Genomic DNA, 19172 nt, shown 5'->3' on the forward strand with positions numbered 1-19172 from the left:
ACCCGGCCTCGAATACCCATTGCACCGGCGCGTGCCCTGCCTCAGACTGGCTGGCAAAAGGGGGAATGCCATGCTCGAACGCCTGACCAGTCTTTTCAAAAGCCGCGCGCCGGTGGATGCACCACTGCCAGAACCAGACGCCCGGCTTGCTCTTGGCACGCTTCTGGTGCGGGTCGCCATGGCCGACAAGGCCTATCTGTTTGAAGAGGTTGAGCAGATCGACCGCATTCTGGCCGAGGCCTATGGTTTGACGCCGATCGAAGCTGCCAAAATGCGTGCGACCTGCGAAAAACTGGCGTTTTCCGTCGAAGACGATGGCGAAATGGCCCGCGTCATCCGCGAAGCGGTCGACTATGATCACCGCCGTGAAACCATGGAAGCGCTGTGGCGGGTCGTGATCGCCGATGGCATCACCGATGAACGTGAAACCGCCGCGGTCGAGTTGATCGAAGAACAATTGGGCATGGCCCGCGATGACAGTCAGGCCGCCCGCGCTGCGGCCAGCATTCCCTGAGGCCCTTGGTTCCGCCCCATAGCAGGTCTATATCCACACCATGTTTGCAGATTTCCTGAAGCGGCTGACCGCAACCGATCCTGCCCCGCTGCCTGATGAGGACGCGCGGCTTGCCCTGACTGCCCTTTTGGTAAGGGTCGCGCGTTCCGATGGCGCCTATGATGCCGAAGAGCGCGATCGGATCGACAAGATCACCGCCGCCCGCTACGGCCTGTCGCCGTTTGAAGCCAGCGCCCTGCGCGGCGACGCCGAAACGCTGGAGGCCGAGGCACCCGACACCGTGCGCTTTACCCGCGCGATAAAGGATGCCGTGATCTATGAGGACCGCATCAAGGTGATCGAGGCGCTCTGGCAGGTGGTGCTGGCTGATGGCGTGCGTGAGGCCGAAGAAGACGCGCTGCTGCGGTTGGTGTCGAACCTTCTGGGGATCAATGACCGCGATTCTGCGTTGGCGCGCCAAAGGGTCAGCGGCGCGTGATTGCCAGCCTGCCCATGTATTGGCGGGCAGAGAACGCCGATCTTTGGAATAGGTTTTGGGCCGCCGTGCAGGACGCCGCACAGCGCGACGGGATCGACTTGCCCGCCCTGACACCGCCAGAAGACATTCCCGAACCCTGGACGGATCACTGGCTGCGGGATGATCTGGTGTTGTCCATGACCTGCGGGCTGCCGTTCCGGACGGCTCTGAAAAACCGGGTAACGTATGTTGGCACGTTGTTTTTCGGACTGAACGCTACGCCGGGCTATTACTATTCGCGTGTGATCACGCGCTCGGATCCTGAACCGGGAAACAGCCTGACACTGGCCTACAATTCGTCGGACAGCCAATCTGGCTGGGCCGCTGCACAACCTCATCTCGGTGCGATCAATCACTATCTGGAAACCGGAAGCCATGCCGCATCCGCCCGCGCCGTACTGGAGGGCCGCGCAGACATGGCCTGTATTGATGCGGTGAGCTGGCGATTGCTCAAGCGGTTTGAGCCGGAAATGCAGACACTGCGCGTTATGGCCAATACGCCCGGAACGCCCGCTCTGCCGCTGATCTGTGCCAAAGACCACGATCCCGCACCGCTGCGCCGCGCAATCCGTGACGCAACCCTTCGCTTTATTCCCAAAGACGCCATGGACATGGGCGGCCCGATGACCATTCTGGTGCTGGATGAGGCGGCATACCACGCCATTCCTGTGCCCCCTGCACCGCCCGTTCATGATTGAATATTGCACTTCTGCTGAAAATCACTTCAAGCTGTGGGTCAAACCGTTCGGGACACCCAAATGAGCGACACACCAGTCATCGAAATTCAGAACCTGCACAAGGCCTATGGCGATCTTGAGGTCATCAAGGGCGTGTCGATCAAGGCCGGGCGTGGTGATGTTGTCTCGCTGATTGGCTCATCGGGGTCCGGCAAATCCACCATTTTGCGCTGCTGCAACCTGCTTGAGGACAGCCAGCAAGGCGAGATTCTGTTCAAGGGCGAGCCTGTGACTTGGGGCGGAACCGGTCATTCCCGCCGCCCTGCCGATGCCAAACAGGTTCTGCGTATCCGCACCAACCTTTCCATGGTCTTTCAGCAATTCAATCTGTGGGCCCACATGACCATTCTGCAAAACGTCATGGAAGCACCAGTCACCGTTCTGGGACGAGACAAGGCCGAGGTCGAAGAAGCAGCGCGCGGATATCTGGACAAGGTTGGTATCGGCGACAAATGCGACGTCTATCCGGCGCAACTGTCTGGCGGACAGCAACAGCGCGCCGCGATTGCACGGGCACTGTGCATGGAACCCGAAGCCTTGCTGTTTGACGAACCGACCTCGGCGCTGGACCCAGAGCTGGAACAGGAAGTTGTGCGCGTCATCAAGGCGCTGGCCGAAGAAGGCCGCACCATGCTGATCGTCACCCATGATATGAAGCTCGCCGCTGATGTTTCCGATCAGGTTGTTTTTCTGCATCAGGGCCTGATCGAAGAGCAAGGCACACCCGAGGCGGTCTTTGGCTCACCCAAGAGCGAACGTCTGCGTGGGTTCCTTTCGGCCACAATGGCCCACTGACAGCGGAACAGGCATCGCTGGGTGCGGTTTTAACCTGCCCCAACGGAACTGCTGATTGCCCCCTTGCCAATCCTGCGCAATCGCTTAACGCTGGGGCACCAACCGCGCCATAGCGCGCGGGCTCTGACACTAGGGAGACCACCATGAAAAAACTGATCCTTGGCGCTGCCGCGCTTGCCCTGACCGCCGGTGCTGCGCTGGCTGACGGCCATTCCGTTGTCCGTATGGGCACCGAGGGCGCCTACCCTCCGTACAACTTTCTGAATGACGCCGGCGAAGTCGACGGCTTTGAGCGTGAACTGGGCGATGAGCTCTGCAAGCGTGCCGAACTGACCTGCGAGTGGGTGACCAACGAATGGGATTCCATCATTCCAAACCTCGTCTCGGGCAACTACGACACCATCATCGCCGGTATGTCCATCACGGCTGAGCGTGACGAAGTGATTGATTTCACTCAGAACTACACCCAGCCTGATCCTTCTGCATTCCTCGCCATGGAAGGCACGACGATCGATCTGGCCGGCGGCGTTTTTGCAGCGCAGGCCAACACCATTCAGGCGTCCTACATCGCCGAAGCAGGTGCAACACTGATCGAATTCGCAACGCCTGATGAAACCATTGCTGCTGTGCGCAATGGCGAGGCAGATGCGGTTCTTGCCGACAAAGCCTATCTGACACCCATCGCGGACGAAGATGCGGAACTGGCTCTGGCGGGCGAAAGCGTGCTGATCGGTGGCGGCGTGGGCATGGGCCTGCGCGAAAGCGATGGCGAGCTGCGCGCCAAGTTTGATGCAGCCATTCAGTCCATGAAGGACGACGGATCGCTGAACGCCCTGATCGAAAAGTGGGAAATCGGCGAAAAGTTCTGATTTCCACTCAGGATCTAAATTCTGCAGACGGGCCCCTTTTCGGGGCCCGTTTTGCTATGCATCACTGGAACCTGTCCGGTCGGTATGGAGCGAGCAAATCGGACGAGACATTGCTGGGACCATCAAGAATTTCGCCGCACAAAAGCTCACCCATCAAGGCACCCAGCGTGATCCCCGAATGCATGACCGCCAGGGTCACCCCCTTTGCAACGCTGCCAACGACGGGCAAACCGTCTGCTGGATAGGGCCTTTGCGCCAGCATCATTCCCGCGATCTCCAGTGTGAGGTCCGGAAATAGCGCGCGCAAGCGCGCCAACCCGTCCCGTTCGGCGTCCTCTGGTGTGCCTGTCAGCGTCTCATCCGATGCGCCCTGATGTCCTATGGCCGCTGGCATCAGGATACTGCCGTCGGGCAATTGCCGGATTTCACCGGCCGGTGTGACCAACACAGGGCCCAGACACTGCGCAACCGGTCGCGTGCGCAACATCAAGGCGGGTCGCCGCGCCATCGGCACCTCAATGCCAAGCGGCGCCAGCAGAGGCCCGCTTTGCGTGCCTGTGCACAGCAGCACTTCATCCGCCGCGATGGCGCCTGCTTCGGTCTGAACGCCTGTTACAGTCCCGGCCTGTTGGCTCACCCCAGTGACCGCCGCACCTGTCAGAAGCCGCGCGCCCTTGGACACCGCCAACTGCAACAACCGCGCGGCCACCTGTTCGGATTCCGCAGCCATCTCATCTGCGAACCAAAGCGCCCGATCCGGCGGGTTTCCAAGGCTGGGCACCAATGACCGGATTGTGCCTGATCCCACGACTTCGACAGCATATCCTTTGGCTGACAGGCTTGCGCACTCGGCGTCCAGTGCCGGGCCTTGATGTTCCCAGCTGAGCGCGCCGCACCGCTGAACCGGCAAATCCACCTCATGGATCAACCGCTGCCATGCGGCCATGCCCGAACGGCGCAATGCAAAATGATGATCGTCCAGATAAAAACTGGCGTTGATCCAGCCGAATGAGGCTGCGGTTGCAACGCCGCCCGGACCGCGTTTGTCGATCACGGTGACATCGGCTCCGGCGCTTTGCATCCGATAGGCCGCTTGCGCGCCCAAAATACCGGCACCGACGACCACAACCTTTTGCGCCATACCGGTTTCCTTTGTGCATAGACGGCCCTGCCCCAAAGATGGACCGCGCCCGGCACGGTGGCAAGATGGCTTGTCTCACGCCAAAGCGGCTGCGCCTCTGCGCATTTTTCAAACAAGCCCGCGCCGGGGCATTGACAGCGCCGGTCACTTTGGGCCCTCTGGGTCAAACACGAAAGTTCCAGATGTTCAGCTACTGCACTGATCCTGATTCCCTTGCAAACCTGTCCTGGCTGGCCTGCTACCTGACAACAGGCAAGCATATGTCGCTCTATTGGTCGGTCGGCACGGTACTGTTGCTCTTGGCGATTACCGCGCCTTCTGCACTGGCTTTTGGGTTCGCGGGGGCCTCGGCCGCTCGGTCGCGGTTTTTGCCGGTGTCCGTGCTGGGCCGGGCCTATATCGCGCTGGTGCGCGGCGTGCCGGACATCGCGTTTTTCCTGTTTTTCGTGATCGCGCTGGACCAGTTTTTTGAATGGATGCGCCATTCGGTCAAATGCCCCGATTGGCAGGAACCCATCAGACAAGGCAATGACTTTGTCGTCTGCGCCGAGGCCAAACTGCCGCTGGGCAATGCTGCGCAATGGGTGCATGAAACCTACGGGTTTTTCCTCGCGGTTCTGACCTTTGCCATCGTCTTTGGTGCCTTTGCGGCCAATGTCCTCTATGGCGCAATGCGCGCCGTACCACGGGCACAAATGGAAACAGCCGAAGCCTATGGGATGTCACCGCGTCAGTGTTTCTGGCGCATTCTGGTGCCGCAGATGTGGGTCTTTGCCCTGCCCGGTTTGTCCAACCTCTGGATGGTGCTGATCAAGGCAACGCCGCTGCTGTTCTTGCTCGGTGTCGAAGACATCGTTTACTGGGCACGCGAATTGGGCGGCGCGAAAACCGCCCGCTTTACAGACTATCCACACGGCGACTGGCGGATGTGGTATTTTCTGGCACTTTTGGTTTTTTACCTTTTGTTCACGCGGGTTTCCGAGGTCGTCCTCGACAGGCTGATGAAGCGTCTGACCCACGGGCAGGCCACGATGGGCGGCGAAGCCCAGAGGAAAACCGCATGAGCTGTATCGAGACCATTGCTGACTACGGCCTGCGCAGCCTTGGAATGGGCGAACGGTTGCTGCCGCGTGACGGATTTACCCTGTGCCAGCAATTCACCCTGATCGGCTCAGGCATGATCTGGAACATTTATTTCGGTGTGCTTGCTCTGACCTCAGGCTTTTTTCTCGCCACGGCCCTCGCGGTCGGCAAGGCGTCCAGCTTTGGCCCGGCGCGCAAGGCGGCCGAGTGGTTTATCTTTATTTTTCGAGGCAGCCCCCTCTTTATTCAGTTCTTCTTTGCTTATTTCCTGTTCCTCAGCCTCAAGGCTGTCTCTCCGGTCTTTGACCCGCTGACCGCAGCTTGGGCCGGTGCATTGATCGTTCTGTTTTTCAACACGGCCGCTTATTCCGGCGAAATCTTCTATGGTGCGTTGTTGTCGATCCCCAAGGGCGACCTCGAAGCGGCGGACGCCTATGGATTTTCCGGCTGGAAAAAGTTCTCGAAAATCACATGGCCAACCATGCTGCGACTGGCATGGCCCGCCTACACGAACGAAGCGATTTTCCTCTTTCACGCCACTACGCTGGTCTTTTTCAGCGGCTTTCCGGCGCGCCAGCAAAAGGGCGACGCGCTTTACTATGCGAACTACTTTGCGGACAAGACCTTCAATCCCTTTGTGCCTTATCCAATTCTGGCGGGCTACTTCATCCTGTTGACGCTGGTCGTGATCGGCCTGTTCGGCCTGATCAACAAACGGCTCAACCGGCATTTGCCACAAGATGCCCGATCCAAGATGAAGCTGAAGCTGAACATCATTCGCTAGCGCCGCGCCGGTGTGACATTTTCCGGGGGTCTCGGGCTGAATTGGCTCTTGCAATCGGGAAGCGGGCTTTGTATCCCGCCTGCCAGTGCCGCCTTAGCTCAGTAGGTTAGAGCGCTTGATTGTGGATCAAGAGGTCCCCCGTTCGAGCCGGGGAGGCGGTACCATCTTTCAGACAGAAAATACCTGTGGTCATGAAGCCAGAAGATCGTGATCGCTGTCGCCTTCGATGGGCGCGGCCAGCTGTTCTTCGAGCAATTCGGTTTCGTTTGACAGATCGCTGTCCTCCACGTCCTGCAAATCTTCGCGGGGGGCCTCGACCTGATCGGCGCGGGCCTGTTCCACAGGACTGGATACAGAAGCAGCGGCGGCCACTTCGACACCGGTCGGCATACCATCCGGGAACACCAGTTCGCGGACCTCGCCCGGCATCGAAATACCCGCATCCGTCAATCCCTGCTTGATGCGCTGGATCAACAAGGATTTCAGCTTGAGCGGTGAAACCGCCTCCCCGTCGAACCAGTAGTAGACCTTGAGCATCACCGCCGAGGCGCCCAGCGCGTCCGCCAGAACCATCGGTTCTGGCGATGCGATGACGCCTTCTTGAGCCTCCAGAATATCGCGGATGATGGCCTGTGCGTCCGACACCGCAGCATCATACCCAATGCCAACATCCAATTCACCGCGCCGGTTGGGCACAGCCGTAAAGTTCTCGATGATCGATTTGAACACCGAAGCATTGGGGATCTGGATGTGATTGCCCTCGGGGGACACCAAAACCGTGGAACGCGTGTTCATCGAATGCACCAACCCCTTTTGCCCGGCAACCGAGATGAAATCGCCGCGCCGGAACGGCTGGCGCAGGGACAAGAGCAATGATGCCAGAAAGTTTTCGCCGATATCGCGAAAGGCAAAGCCGATCACGATCCCCAACACACCCGCACCGCCAACGACGGAAAAGGCAAGCTTGGTCAGCCCGGCGGCCTGCAAGACCACGTAAAGACCGATCAGGAAAACCGGCAGGGCAATGATCCGTGCCAATAGATCAGACAAGAAGCCGGATTGCATGCGCCCGCGCAGCATCCAATGGGCAAAGCGGCGCACGAAACTCGCGGCAAACCATGCCAACGGCAAAACCACGATCGCAAGGATGATGGACGGCAGTGCCAGAAAAATGCGCGTACCCAGATCTTCGACAGCCGAAATGGCAGGATCGAGGCTAAAGTCCGCTTTGGCATCCACCTCGATCCGGTTCACGACCGCAACGACGCCCGAAGTCTTGGCGGCCAGATCCCGTGCCCAGAGCTGACGCTGTTCGCTGGCCGTGCGTCCATCCAGAAACACGATCCCGTCTTCGACGCGGACTCGGATATTCCGGAACCACCCTGTCGCGTCCAGAATGTTCGTGATCCGGGTGTCGATCTGATCGTCCCGCGCCACCGGAGTGACGTCGACGGCCTGTTCTGTTGCAGTGACCTCGTCATCCGTTGGACCGCTGTCCTGCGCAAATGCGCCCAGAGGCCAAAGCACCAAAAGGCTGCAAAACAAAATCCGGCTCAGGATCTGGCGGGTCATGGCGCACTCCGGTCGCGAATGAGAAAAACAATGGGATCAGGGATACGGGATGGCCACACAGCCACGCAAGTATGGAAAAACGCGATAAACCCGGCATGGACAAAAGCCTGTTGGTTTTGGCTGCCCTGCACAAATGGAGTGCGGAAAACAGGCCCGAATACCGGCGCCGGCATCAGCGCTCTTGCCAGTTGCGCAAAGCCCGCGTAACAATTTGATCAAATTTTTAGATCAGGACAAAGAATGCCCGCCCCCTCGCAAGACTGGCTCCGCCAAAATCCCGCTGTGCGCACGGTGCGCGCGGCTGCCTGTGACCTGAACGGCGTAGCGCGTGGCAAACGGATGCCTGCGCGCAGCGCTGAAAAACTGCTGACAGATGGAACCCGGTTTCCAATGTCCGTGCTCAATCTTGATATCTGGGGTGAAGACATCGAAGACAGCCCGCTGGTCTACGAAACGGGCGACCGCGATGGTGTTTTGCATCCCACCGAACGCGGTTTTGTGCCTATGCCCTGGCTCGAAGCACCCACGGCGCTGCTCCCGATCTGGATGTACCACGAAGATGGCCGCCCCTACATGTCTGACCCGCGCCACGCCTTGCGCGCCTGCGTCGAACGGTATCGCGCCCGCGGGCTGCGCCCTGTTGTGGCGGTCGAGCTCGAGTTCTTCTTGATTGATGACAGCACGCGCAATCTTCAGGTGCCGGTCAGCCCACGGTCCGGCAAACGGCGCAAGGCGGCAGAAATCCTTTCGATCCGCGCGCTGGATGCCTTTGATGCCTTTTTCACCGACCTCTACGAAGCCTGTGACGCCATGGATATCCCGGCAGATGCCGCCATTTCCGAGGCCGGTCTGGGACAATTCGAAATCAATCTGGTGCATACCGACGACGCGCTAAAGGCTGCCGATGACGCGTGGCTTTTCAAGATGCTGGTCAAAGGTCTGGCCCGGCGCCACGGCTTTGCCGCCAGCTTTATGGCCAAACCATACGAAGACTACGCCGGCTCTGGCATGCACGCGCATTTCTCGGTTCTGGATGATGATGGGCGCAATATCTTTGACGATGGCGGCCCCAAGGGAACGAAGGCCCTGTTGCACGCGCTGAATGGCTGTCTGGAGGCGATGCACGACAGTGCTCTCGTCTTTGCACCACACCTCAATTCCTACGATCGCGTGGTGCCCGGCGCCCATGCACCATCCGGCGTTTGCTGGGCCTATGAAAACCGCACCGCTGCGATCCGTGTGCCTTCCGGAGATCCGCGCGCGCGCCGGATCGAGCACCGGGTTTCAGGGGGCGACGTGAACCCCTACCTTGCGTTGACGGCTGTGCTGGGAGCTGCGCTGAACGGTATCGAAGACGGTAAATCTCCGCCCGACCCAATCACCGGCAATGCATACGATCTGGATCTTCCGCGCATTCCGACCGATTGGTCCGCCGCGATTGACGCCTTTGAGAAAAGCGACGTGGTCAAGCGACTGTTTTCGCAGGAACTGATCGACAACCTTGTCCTTACGAAGCGACAGGAAGCCCGCTATATGGCAGAACTCTCGCCAAGCGAGCAGGTGGAAATTTATCTCGACACGGTCTGACGCGATCGGGCGCAGCCTTGCGCAGATGCCGGGCGGCGCCTAGCTTGGGCCAAGCATACAACAGGTGATGCATGAAAATCGGTATCCTGCAAACCGGACTGGTTCCAACGGAATTGGCCGACACAACAGGCGAATACCCCGCAATGTTCGAACGGTTTCTCGAACCGCATGGGTTCGACTTTGAAACCTGGAGCGTTGTCCAGAACGTGTTCCCCGACGGGCCACAGGACGCAGACGGCTGGCTGGTCACCGGATCGCGGCATGGCGCCTATGAAGATCACGAATGGATTGCCCCGCTCGAAGATTTGATCCGCGCCATCGTTGCGGCAGACAAACCGCTGATTGGTGTGTGTTTTGGCCACCAGATCATCGCACAGGCCCTGGGCGGCAAGGTTGAGAAATTTGCGGGTGGTTGGGCGATAGGTCCGCAAACCTATGCGTTCCCGGATGGCGCCAAGACCATACAGGCCTGGCATCAGGATCAGGTGACGGCACTGCCCGAAGGGGCCCAAGTGGTCGCCAGCAATGAGTTTTGCAAAAACGCCGCCGTTCTTTATCCCGGCAAGGCATACACGGTTCAGCCGCACCCCGAGTTTGACGACACCTTCATCCATGGCCTGCTTGAAACACGCGGTCCGGGCGTGGTGCCCGCCCCTCTTTTGGAAGAGGCTTCGGCCAAGATGGGTGGCCCGCTTGATCGTGCAGACCTTGGTTTACAATTTGCCCGATTTTTTCGGGAAAGGAGCATCGCATGAAGGACAGCGACTGGACCGAAGCGCTGCCTGAATCGGCACAGGCCTATCTGGAAGGCCGCAGGCTGGACGAAGTTGAATGCGTCATCGCCGATTTGCCGGGCATTGCGCGCGGCAAGGCGGTGCCTGCCTCAAAGTTTGCCAGACAGGATTACTTTCACCTGCCGGATTCGATCTTTTTCCAAACCATCACGGGTGGTTGGGGCGAAGCGGCCGATGAAGATGGCTTTATCGAAAAAGATATGATCCTGAAGCCTGACATGAGCACAGCCACCGCTGCGCCATGGACCGGGGACTGGACCTTGCAGGTGATCCACGACGCCTATGACCGCAAAGGCGCGCCCATTCCCTATGCGCCGCGCAACATTCTGCGCCGGGTTTGCCAGCTTTACCGCGACCGCGGTTGGGAGCCGGTCGTCGCGCCCGAGATGGAGTTCTTTCTGACCGCGCGCAATCTCGATCCCGCCAAGGCGATTGAACCGATGATGGGCCGTTCAGGGCGGCCCGCCGCAGCACGTCAGGCCTATTCCATGACTGCCGTGGATGAATTTGGCCCGGTGATCGACGACATTTACGACTTTGCCGAAGCGCAGGGCTTTGAAATCGACGGCATCACGCAGGAAGGCGGCGCTGGCCAGTTAGAAATCAACCTGCGCCACGGCGATCCGGTCAAGCTGGCCGACGAAGTATTCTATTTCAAACGGTTGATCCGCGAAGCGGCGTTGAGGCACGACTGTTTTGCCACGTTCATGGCCAAACCGATCGAAAACGAGCCCGGCAGCGCCATGCACATTCACCACTCAATCCTCGATTCAGAAACCGGGCAAAACCTGTTTTCCGGACCGCAGGGCGGTGAAACCGACATGTTCTACCACTTCATTGGCGGCCTTCAGTATCACTTGCCATCCGCGATTGCTGTTCTTGCGCCCTATGTGAACAGCTACCGCCGCTACGTGAAAGACCATGCTGCGCCGATCAATCTCGAATGGGGTCGGGACAACCGCACAACAGGCATCCGGGTGCCGCTGTCGGGCCCCGAGGCCCGGCGCGTTGAAAACCGGCTCGCTGGGATGGATTGCAACCCTTACCTCGGTATCGCAGCCTCGCTGGCTTGTGGGTATCTGGGCCTGATCGAAGAACGCCGCCCCGACCGGCAGTTCCGCGGCGACGCATACGAAGGCGACGGAGATATTCCACCGGTTCTGGGGCAGGCTCTGGAAATGTTCGATAGCGCAGAAGCGCTCCACGCGGTTCTCGGTGAGGATTTCGCCCGCGTTTACTCCATCGTCAAACGCGCCGAATACGAGGAATTTTTGCAAGTCATCAGCCCGTGGGAACGCGAACACCTGCTGTTGAACGTCTGACCGGAACCACACCGATATTTTGCGCCATGTTATCCCGCGCGCATTGATGCGCACATGCACTGTAAGGACGCCTTGGTTTGAACCTGCTCTTTGCCAATGACACGCGCGGCGCCTACCCGCAAAGCTGGTACGCTGCGACCGCTGAGCCCCTTGAGCCCTTTGCCCCTCTCAAAGGGCAGATCAAGGCAGATGTCTGCATCGTGGGCGGCGGCTTCACCGGTCTTTCGGCTGCATTGCATCTGGCCAAAGCGGGGCAGGACGTGGTTCTGATTGATGCGCACCGGGTCGGCTTCGGCGCGTCTGGCCGCAACGGTGGTCAGCTTGGTTCCGGCCAAAGGCAGGATCAACAGGCACTCGAAACCTCGGTCGGAAAGGAAGACGCGCGAAAATTCTGGGAACTGGGCGAAGCAGCCAAACAACTGGTTCGCGATCTGGTGTGCGAACATTCGATTGAATGCTACCTGCGCGATGGCATCGCTGACGCAGCGACCAGCCCAGCCGCAGCGAATGAACTGGTTGAATACGCCGAACACATGGACCGCAACTACGGCTACGCCATGGATGTTCTGGACAAAGATGGATTTGCAGCGCTGTGCCCCTCGCCCGATTATCACGGCGGCATCGTGGATCAGGGGGCTGCCCATCTGCATCCGCTCAGGCTTGCCCTTGGCTTGGCGCAGGCTGCTGCCAAGGCCGGCGTGCGCATTTACGAACGCACGCTCGTGCACGAAATTCACGAAGGCAATCCAGTCACGGTACAGTGCGAAGCCGGGCGTGTTCAGGCCGATCATCTGATTTTGGCCTGCAATGGCTATCTGGGCGGATTGAACCGGCAGGTCGCAGCGCGGGTGATGCCAATCAACAATTTCATCGTCGCAACCGAACCACTGGGCAGTCGGACCACCGAGGTTCTGACGCAGGACATCGCCGTCGCCGACGACCGCTTTGTGGTCAATTATTTCCGATTGTCCCATGACGGGCGACTGCTGTTTGGGGGCGGCGAAAGCTATGGATACCGGTTCCCCAACGACATTCGGGCAGTGGTTCGCAAACCATTGCTCAAGGTCTTTCCGCACCTGCATGATGTCAAACTGGACTATGCATGGGGCGGCACGCTGGGGATCACGGTAAAACGCATGCCCTATATGGCGCGGCCCGCCGCGAACATTCTGAACGCTTCGGGCTATTCTGGTCACGGTGTCGGCAATGCCATTCAGGCGGGAAAAATGATGGCTGATGCGGTGGCAGGGCAATCCAGCGGCTTTGATACCTTTGCTGCCCTGCGCAGTCCGAGGTTCCCGGGGGGCGGCACATTGCGCAGCCCGATTCTTGCACTGGCCATGACTTGGTACGCCCTGCGGGATCGACTTGGCGTCTGAAGCGCCGCGAATTTGGGATGCAAGCACTTACATGTGCTAAACCGGCGCAATGAATGGCTTTGTCACTTGGCTGTCTTTCATTGCTAGGATTAAAACGCCCGGGAAGATCCCAAGCGGAAGACAATCCAATGCTCCCGAATATGCACGATGCTGAGCCAATCCCGGAAACCGCACGCGCCGAGATTGAACGGCTTTTGAAATCGGGGGATCTGTTCCGCTACACCGCCGCACAGGACGCGCCCGTCACCCTGTTGGAACGTGACTTTGCGGCCTTGATGGGCACCAAATACGCGCTGGCAGTGTCAAGCTGTTCGGCCGCATTATTCCTTTCGCTCAAGGCTTTGGGTCTGTCGCAAAACGCACGGGTCTTGATCCCTGGATTTACATTTGCCGCGGTGCCCTCCGCTGTTGTGCATGCAGATTGCATCCCTGTCTTGTGCGAAGTCGGGGAAAACTACCGCATTGATCTGGCTGATTTCGAAGCCCGCTTGCCGGGATGCGAAGCAGTCATCATCAGCCACATGCGTGGTCACACGTCTGACATGGACGCGGTTCTGAAGCTTTGCAGTGAACTGGGTGTTCCGGTCATCGAAGATGCCGCGCATTCCCTAGGCACTTTGTGGAACGGGCAAAAGATCGGAACGCTGGGCTGCATTGGCTGCTTTTCCTTCCAGTCATACAAGCTGGTTAATGCAGGCGAAGGTGGCATTCTGATTACCGATGACGCCGATCTGGTCGCCCGTGCCGTGATCCTGTCAGGAGCCTACGAACACAACTGGGCCAAACACATGAGCCCCGGCGACAACTCTGCCGAACTGGAACAGGCCTTTGCCCGCTGGCAAAACAAACTGCCGCTCTACAATCTGCGTCTGTCCAACCTGTCTGCCGCTGTGATCCGCCCACAACTGACTGAAATCCCTCGCAGAGTCGCGGACGGTCGGCGCAATCACGATCACACAGCAGAGCGGATCAACGCAAGTCCGTGGATTTCTGTGCCTGACAAACTGCCCCCGGAAATCAGAGCCCCGGACTCACTCCAGTTCAACCTTGTCGACATGACCGACGAAGACGTGCGCGCCTTTGTGAAAGAAGCAGATGCACAAGGGGTCAAAGTGCAGGTTTTTGGCCTGACGACAGACAATGCCCGCGCCTATTGGAACTGGGAATTCCTGCCCGAAATGCCGAAACTTCCTGCAACGCGCAAAATGCTGATGCGGGCCTGCGATACGAGACTGCCCGCCCGGCTGACCCAATCAGACTGTGACGCTGTCGCGGATGTTTTGATCCGCGCAGCCCAAAAGGTCATGGAACCGGCCTGCGCGTAAGGCCCTGCCTGGATTACTTGTCGAGCTTGCTCAGTTTGGCCTGAAGGTCCGCAAGCTGCTGCTTGATGGAATCGAGCTCTTCGCCTTCGGACTCTTGCTCTTTTCCGCCCGGGCCGGACCACTGCTGGCCAAGACCACCGGTCATCGCCTTCAGGAAAGCCTCTTGCTGCGCCTGCATCGCTTCGAAGCCGGGCATATTGGCCATAGGGTTCATGGACCCCATTTTTTCCACCCAGTTCGACTGGCTGTCGCGGAACATTTCAAAGCTGGCGGCCAGAAATTGTGGAACCATCGTGGCGCTTTGCGTGGTGTAGCTGCGCACCAGATCGGTCAACACGTTGATCGGCAAGACGCTTTCGCCTTTGCTTTCGTGTTCGGCCACGATTTGAAGCAAGTATTGGCGGGTCAGATCATCACCGGATTTCAGATCAACGATCTGTACCTCGCGCCCATCCCGAATGAACCCCGCGATATCCTCGAGCGTGACGTAATCAGACGTTTCGGTATTGTACAAACGACGACTGGCGTAGCGCTTGATCAGCAGCGGTTTTTCGGTGTCAGCCATGGGTTTCCCTCCCCCCGGAATGCAGCGTTGCAGAAAAGCTTATGCGAGTGCAGCAGGAAAAGGAAGCCTGTGCAGCATTCTGCGTCTTTGTGTCTGGATTTGATCAGAACAGGCTGCCTTGTTCCGGTGGGGGTGTCTTGCCCGATTTGCGAGTGCCCGCACCGCCGCCAAGCTTCAGTGTGCCATCGGCAAATTCAATCTCAAGTCCAGAGGCAACCTCGGCCGCAGCCTTGGTCGTCAACACCTTTCCTTCACCCCGCACAACCGTGTAGCCGCGGCGCAGCGTTTCGCGATATCCCAAGGTTTCCCGCAGGCGCTCCAGCGCGTCCAGACGCGCGCGTTGGGCCTCGACGCGGGCCCGTTGCGCATCATCCAATCGGCGCACCATGGAAGACAGCCTTTCTGACTGCACAACAATATCCCGCTGCACCGATCGCAGGCTCAGTTTGTCCGACCGGCGTGCCAATGCTTCACGACGCGCGCTGACCATGCGTGACAAGGCTGGCGCCAGACGGGCCGCACGGTCGTCCAGCCGCTGGGTTTCGCTGCGCAACGCACGCGTCAGAACACTGGGGCGCAGACTGCCGGACTGTTCCGACAGCCGCAGTTTTTGACGATCCAGCAGCCGGATCAGGGCCGAAGGAAGGCGGTCGCTCAGCACATCGAGCCTTTGTCGCGGAGTTTCCAGCAATTCCTGCGGGCGCGGCAATGCACGTGACAGATCGCGCAACCGCTGTGATCGCATTTCAAGCCGCTGACCCATGGCCCGGGTCATCCGTGCGCCGCTGTCGCCCACAAAGGCCAGAAGTTCCATCCGGACCGGCACTGCCAATTCCGCCGCCGCTGTAGGGGTCGGCGCGCGCATGTCCGAAACAAAATCGATCAGTGTCGTATCGGTTTCGTGTCCAACCGCTGAGATCAGGGGAATGTCCGATGCGGCCGCCGCGCGGGCAACCACCTCTTCGTTGAACCCCCAAAGATCTTCGACCGAGCCGCCACCGCGGGCAACGATCAAAAGATCGGGGCGCGGCAGTGCGCCACCCACCGACAGCCGGTTGAACCCTTCGATGGCGCGGGCCACCTCGGGGGCGCAGGCCGCGCCTTGAACCGCCACCGGCCACACCAGAACCTTGCGCGGAAAGCGGTCACGCAAACGATGCAGGATATCGCGGATAACCGCGCCCGACGGCGACGTGACCACCCCGATAACCTCGGGCAGATAGGGCAGTGCTTTCTTGCGTGCCGGATCAAACAAGCCTTCGGCGGACAACATGGCCTTGCGCTTTTCCAGCATCGCCATCAGGGCGCCCGCGCCAGCAGGGCGAATGTCTTCGATCACAATCTGGTATTTGCTTTGCCCCGGAAAGGTCGTCATGCGCCCGGTGGCGATAATTTCCATTCCTTCTTCGGGCTGGGTTTGCTGGCGAGCGGCCACACCTTTCCACATCACCCCGGAAATAACCGATCGGTCGTCCTTGAGATCCATGTAGACATGCCCGGACCGCGGGCGCGAAACCCGCCCGACTTCGCCCCGCACCCGAACAAAGCCAAACTCGCCTTCAATCATGCGTTTGACGGCACCCGAAAGCTCGGAAACGGAAAATTCCGGCGTATTGCCGCCCTGCTCTGTATCTTCGTCGATCAGATCCATGCCCGCCTCGCTTGCTCTCACTTTGCACTCAGCATAAACCACAGCCAATTCCGGCGAAAGCGCCCCTGCTTCTTTGGGCTCTAAATATCCCGGGGGTCCGGGGGCAGCGCCCCCGATACGGCACAAGTCAGGAGACCGGCTCATGAATATCCTCATTCTCGGCAGCGGTGGGCGCGAACACGCCTTGGCATGGGCAACCATGCAAAACCCCAAGTGCGACAAGCTGATCGTCGCGCCGGGCAACGCGGGCATCGCCCAGATTGCCGAATGTGCCGCGCTGGATATCGAGGACAGCGGCGTCGTGGCGGAATTCGCATCCGAGAATGCCATCGATCTGGTCATCATCGGCCCCGAAGCCCCATTGGCCGCTGGCGTCGGGGATCGTTTACGTGACGCAGGCCTTTTGGTCTTTGGCCCCTCTGCCGCCGCAGCCCGCCTAGAAGCATCCAAAAGCTTTACCAAGGAAATCTGTGACGCCGCTGGGGCGCCCACCGCCGCTTACGGGCATTTTACCGATGCCGAAGCGGCCAAGGCCTATGTGCGCGATCAGGGCGCGCCGATCGTGGTCAAGGCAGACGGGCTTGCTGCGGGCAAAGGGGTGATTATCGCGGAAACCGTGGCCGAAGCCGAAGCCGCCATCGACGACATGTTTGGCGGGGCTTTTGGAGGTGCTGGCGCAGAAGTGGTGATCGAAGAGTTCATGACAGGCGAAGAAGCCTCGTTCTTTGTTCTCGTGGACGGTGAAACCTGCCTGCCCATCGGCACCGCACAGGATCACAAACGGGTCGGTGAAGGAGACACCGGTCTGAATACCGGCGGTATGGGCGCCTATTCCCCTGCCCCGGTCATGACGGATGCCGTCACTCAAAAAGCGCTGGACGAAATTGTCCGCCCGACCATGTCCGAAATGGTTCAGCGCGGCATGCCCTATCAGGGCGTGCTCTACGTGGGCTTGATGATCGAGAACGGGCAGCCCCGACTGGTCGAATACAATGTGCGTTTCGGGGATCCTGAATGTCAGGTGTTGATGATGCGTCTGGGTGCGCAGGCCTTTGACCTGATGCATGCCTGCGCCGAGAGCCGTCTTGCCGACACGGGTGTGACCTGGGCGGACGATCACGCGATGACAGTCGTGCTGGCAGCCAAGGGCTATCCCGGAAGCTACGCCAAGGGCACGGTGATCGGCGGTTTGAGCGATCTGCCCGAGGACAGCTTTCACCAGATGTTTCATGCCGGAACCCGCCGCGACGGAGAATCCGTGGTTGCCAGTGGCGGGCGCGTTCTGAACGCCACGGCCCGAGGCGCGACACTGGCCGAAGCTCAACAACGCGCCTATTCGCTGGCTGACGCTGTCGACTGGTCAGACGGGTTCTTCCGGCGGGACATCGGCTGGCGTGCTCTTGGCTAGGCGCTTTCGCTACAAGCCCGCCTTGTTGCAAAAGGCGCAGGACTGGACGCTCGACGGGACGATCCTGCATGGCCCGGACGGGCAAACCGATCTGCGCGCAGCAACGGGACTGCGTTTGGCAGAGCGTCGCTTTCGGGGCCAGTTGCTGCGTCGCCTCGATATCGAGTTGCCAGATACGACCACGCGGATCGCGCTCAACATATCCGCAGACACGGCACCCAGCGATCCGGACCGCGCCGAGCATTTTGCCCTGATCCATGCTGTTGCCTCGACTCCGGCAGAGCATCAACCCGGCTTGTCCGTTTCCATTGGCGAAGGTGATGGGGCCCGGATGGCCATGTTTGCCATCGGTGTTCTGGCCATCGTTTTCGGATTGGGCATTCCCATCGCTGCCCTGATGACCGGTGTCAGCCCGGACCGGATGATCGAAGCCTCTGTGCCAATTCTGGCCCTCAGCGGATTTGGCATTTGGGTCGCGCTGACCAATGCCCCTTGGCGGGCGCGTCCCAGCCTGCCTGCCTCTGCCCTGCCCGCGCTGCTCGACAGCCTCGAAGCCTGAGCCCGTCACGCGCCGGGTTGAATCAGTCCTGCTTCGGTCACGATCAAATCCAACGGTTGATCCGTCGCCTCAAGCGGGATGTCCGGATCTTCTTGCGCGGCAAAGGCAAAACCGATGGCCATGGTCGGCCTTTTGGAGCGCAAGAGCTCAAGCGTGCGGTCGTAAAAGCCCCCGCCGTACCCAAGACGCCCGCCCGTGCGTGAAAAGGCAACCAATGGCACAATCACGATCTCTGGCTCAAAGAACGACGGATTGGCCGGGATCTGCGCGCCAAAGGCACCTTCGATCATCGCGCAATCAGGCTCCCATTGCGCAAATCGCAACGGCTGCCCAGCCGCATCGATCACAGGCACACCAACCGGCCCATGCGCCGAGGCTTCTTCCATGGCGGGCAATGGATTGATTTCGGTTCGGATCGGCATGTAACCCGACAGTGAAACACCGCGATACCCGGCCAGAACCTCGCTGAGTTTGCCAGCGACACCCGGCCCCCGCGCGTCAAAAGCCACCTTGCGCCGCGCGAAACCGGCTTTGCGCGCAGCGGCTTTTTTCTGTTCCAACGTCATGCGC

Annotated in this window: 19 protein-coding genes and 1 tRNA gene; 15 read left to right on the top strand and 5 right to left on the bottom strand. The window is 59.7% G+C overall.

The annotated features are described in order from the left end of the window. Positions 1–70 precede the first annotated feature (70 nt). The 5 genes from PFY00_RS11545 (at position 71) to PFY00_RS11565 (ending at position 3432) form a co-directional block, all read left to right on the top strand. The gene (locus tag PFY00_RS11545) at positions 71–514 is read left to right on the top strand and encodes a tellurite resistance TerB family protein (RefSeq protein ID WP_271432704.1); all 444 of its coding nucleotides are present in this window, start codon (positions 71–73) and stop codon (positions 512–514) included. A 40-nt stretch (positions 515–554) separates the two neighbouring features. After that, positions 555–992 (top strand): tellurite resistance TerB family protein, encoded by a 438-nt coding sequence (locus PFY00_RS11550; protein WP_271432705.1) that lies wholly within the window; start codon positions 555–557, stop codon positions 990–992. A 14-nt stretch (positions 993–1006) separates the two neighbouring features. After that, positions 1007–1729 carry a phosphate/phosphite/phosphonate ABC transporter substrate-binding protein gene (locus PFY00_RS11555; RefSeq protein WP_271432706.1) on the top strand — a complete coding sequence of 241 codons (723 nt, stop codon included), beginning with the start codon at positions 1007–1009 and terminating at the stop codon, positions 1727–1729. A gap of 60 nt (positions 1730–1789) precedes the next feature. Further along, positions 1790–2563 (top strand): ABC transporter ATP-binding protein, encoded by a 774-nt coding sequence (locus PFY00_RS11560; RefSeq protein WP_271432707.1) that lies wholly within the window; start codon positions 1790–1792, stop codon positions 2561–2563. 143 nt (positions 2564–2706) lie between these two features. Beyond that, entirely contained in the window at positions 2707–3432 is a 726-nt protein-coding gene (locus PFY00_RS11565) for a transporter substrate-binding domain-containing protein (RefSeq protein ID WP_271432708.1), read from the top strand. Between the two features lie 61 nt (positions 3433–3493). On the opposite strand, the gene PFY00_RS11570 is transcribed toward PFY00_RS11565, so the two are convergent. Next, positions 3494–4573, bottom strand: a complete 1080-nt coding sequence (locus tag PFY00_RS11570; RefSeq protein WP_271432709.1) for an NAD(P)/FAD-dependent oxidoreductase — start codon at positions 4571–4573, stop codon at positions 3494–3496. 182 nt (positions 4574–4755) lie between these two features. Here PFY00_RS11570 and PFY00_RS11575 point away from each other — a divergent pair, with 182 nt between their 5' ends. The 3 genes from PFY00_RS11575 (at position 4756) to PFY00_RS11585 (ending at position 6604) form a co-directional block, all read left to right on the top strand. Then, positions 4756–5637, top strand: coding sequence for an ABC transporter permease (locus PFY00_RS11575; protein ID WP_271432954.1), 882 nt, complete (start codon positions 4756–4758; stop codon positions 5635–5637). Beyond that, positions 5634–6440: an ABC transporter permease gene (locus PFY00_RS11580; protein ID WP_271432710.1), complete on the top strand. Its 807-nt coding sequence runs from the start codon at positions 5634–5636 to the stop codon at positions 6438–6440. Before PFY00_RS11575 ends, PFY00_RS11580 begins: the two co-directional genes overlap by 4 nt. An 87-nt stretch (positions 6441–6527) precedes the next feature. Continuing rightward, positions 6528–6604, top strand: a tRNA-His gene (locus tag PFY00_RS11585). A gap of 25 nt (positions 6605–6629) precedes the next feature. Here PFY00_RS11585 and PFY00_RS11590 read toward each other — a convergent pair. Further along, positions 6630–8012: a mechanosensitive ion channel family protein gene (locus PFY00_RS11590; RefSeq protein ID WP_271432711.1), complete on the bottom strand. Its 1383-nt coding sequence runs from the start codon at positions 8010–8012 to the stop codon at positions 6630–6632. 240 nt (positions 8013–8252) lie between these two features. Here PFY00_RS11590 and PFY00_RS11595 point away from each other — a divergent pair, with 240 nt between their 5' ends. The 5 genes from PFY00_RS11595 to PFY00_RS11615 all read left to right on the top strand — a co-directional run bounded on the left by PFY00_RS11595 (position 8253) and on the right by PFY00_RS11615 (position 14419). Next, on the top strand, positions 8253–9599 hold the full coding sequence (locus PFY00_RS11595; RefSeq protein WP_271432712.1) for a glutamine synthetase family protein: 1347 nt from the start codon (positions 8253–8255) through the stop codon (positions 9597–9599). Positions 9600–9670: 71 nt separating this feature from the next. Beyond that, the gene (locus PFY00_RS11600; protein ID WP_271432713.1) at positions 9671–10354 is read left to right on the top strand and encodes a type 1 glutamine amidotransferase; all 684 of its coding nucleotides are present in this window, start codon (positions 9671–9673) and stop codon (positions 10352–10354) included. Then, the gene (locus PFY00_RS11605; RefSeq protein ID WP_271432714.1) at positions 10351–11715 is read left to right on the top strand and encodes a glutamine synthetase family protein; all 1365 of its coding nucleotides are present in this window, start codon (positions 10351–10353) and stop codon (positions 11713–11715) included. Before PFY00_RS11600 ends, PFY00_RS11605 begins: the two co-directional genes overlap by 4 nt. 77 nt (positions 11716–11792) lie before the next feature. Beyond that, complete coding sequence (locus tag PFY00_RS11610; RefSeq protein WP_271432715.1) at positions 11793–13094, top strand: NAD(P)/FAD-dependent oxidoreductase; 1302 nt, start codon at positions 11793–11795, stop codon at positions 13092–13094. Between the two features lie 128 nt (positions 13095–13222). Then, positions 13223–14419: a DegT/DnrJ/EryC1/StrS family aminotransferase gene (locus tag PFY00_RS11615; protein ID WP_271432716.1), complete on the top strand. Its 1197-nt coding sequence runs from the start codon at positions 13223–13225 to the stop codon at positions 14417–14419. A 13-nt stretch (positions 14420–14432) separates the two neighbouring features. On the opposite strand, the gene phaR is transcribed toward PFY00_RS11615, so the two are convergent. Together phaR and xseA are read right to left on the bottom strand one after the other, a co-directional pair. Further along, positions 14433–14984: a polyhydroxyalkanoate synthesis repressor PhaR gene (gene phaR / locus PFY00_RS11620; protein WP_271432717.1), complete on the bottom strand. Its 552-nt coding sequence runs from the start codon at positions 14982–14984 to the stop codon at positions 14433–14435. Between the two features lie 103 nt (positions 14985–15087). Continuing rightward, positions 15088–16635: an exodeoxyribonuclease VII large subunit gene (xseA, locus tag PFY00_RS11625; protein ID WP_271432718.1), complete on the bottom strand. Its 1548-nt coding sequence runs from the start codon at positions 16633–16635 to the stop codon at positions 15088–15090. A gap of 142 nt (positions 16636–16777) precedes the next feature. Between xseA and purD the strand changes: the two genes are divergently transcribed. Together purD and PFY00_RS11635 are read left to right on the top strand one after the other, a co-directional pair. Beyond that, positions 16778–18043, top strand: coding sequence for a phosphoribosylamine--glycine ligase (gene purD / locus PFY00_RS11630; protein ID WP_271432719.1), 1266 nt, complete (start codon positions 16778–16780; stop codon positions 18041–18043). After that, the gene (locus PFY00_RS11635) at positions 18036–18602 is read left to right on the top strand and encodes a hypothetical protein (protein WP_271432720.1); all 567 of its coding nucleotides are present in this window, start codon (positions 18036–18038) and stop codon (positions 18600–18602) included. The genes purD and PFY00_RS11635 overlap by 8 nt, the downstream gene beginning before the upstream one ends. Positions 18603–18607: 5 nt before the next feature. On the opposite strand, the gene PFY00_RS11640 is transcribed toward PFY00_RS11635, so the two are convergent. Then, positions 18608–19168, bottom strand: a complete 561-nt coding sequence (locus PFY00_RS11640) for a 5-formyltetrahydrofolate cyclo-ligase (RefSeq protein WP_271432721.1) — start codon at positions 19166–19168, stop codon at positions 18608–18610. Between the last annotated feature and the right edge of the window lie 4 nt (positions 19169–19172).

Origin of the sequence: Thalassococcus lentus, assembly GCF_028023555.1 — a bacterium.
GTDB lineage: Bacteria > Pseudomonadota > Alphaproteobacteria > Rhodobacterales > Rhodobacteraceae > Thalassococcus_A > Thalassococcus_A lentus.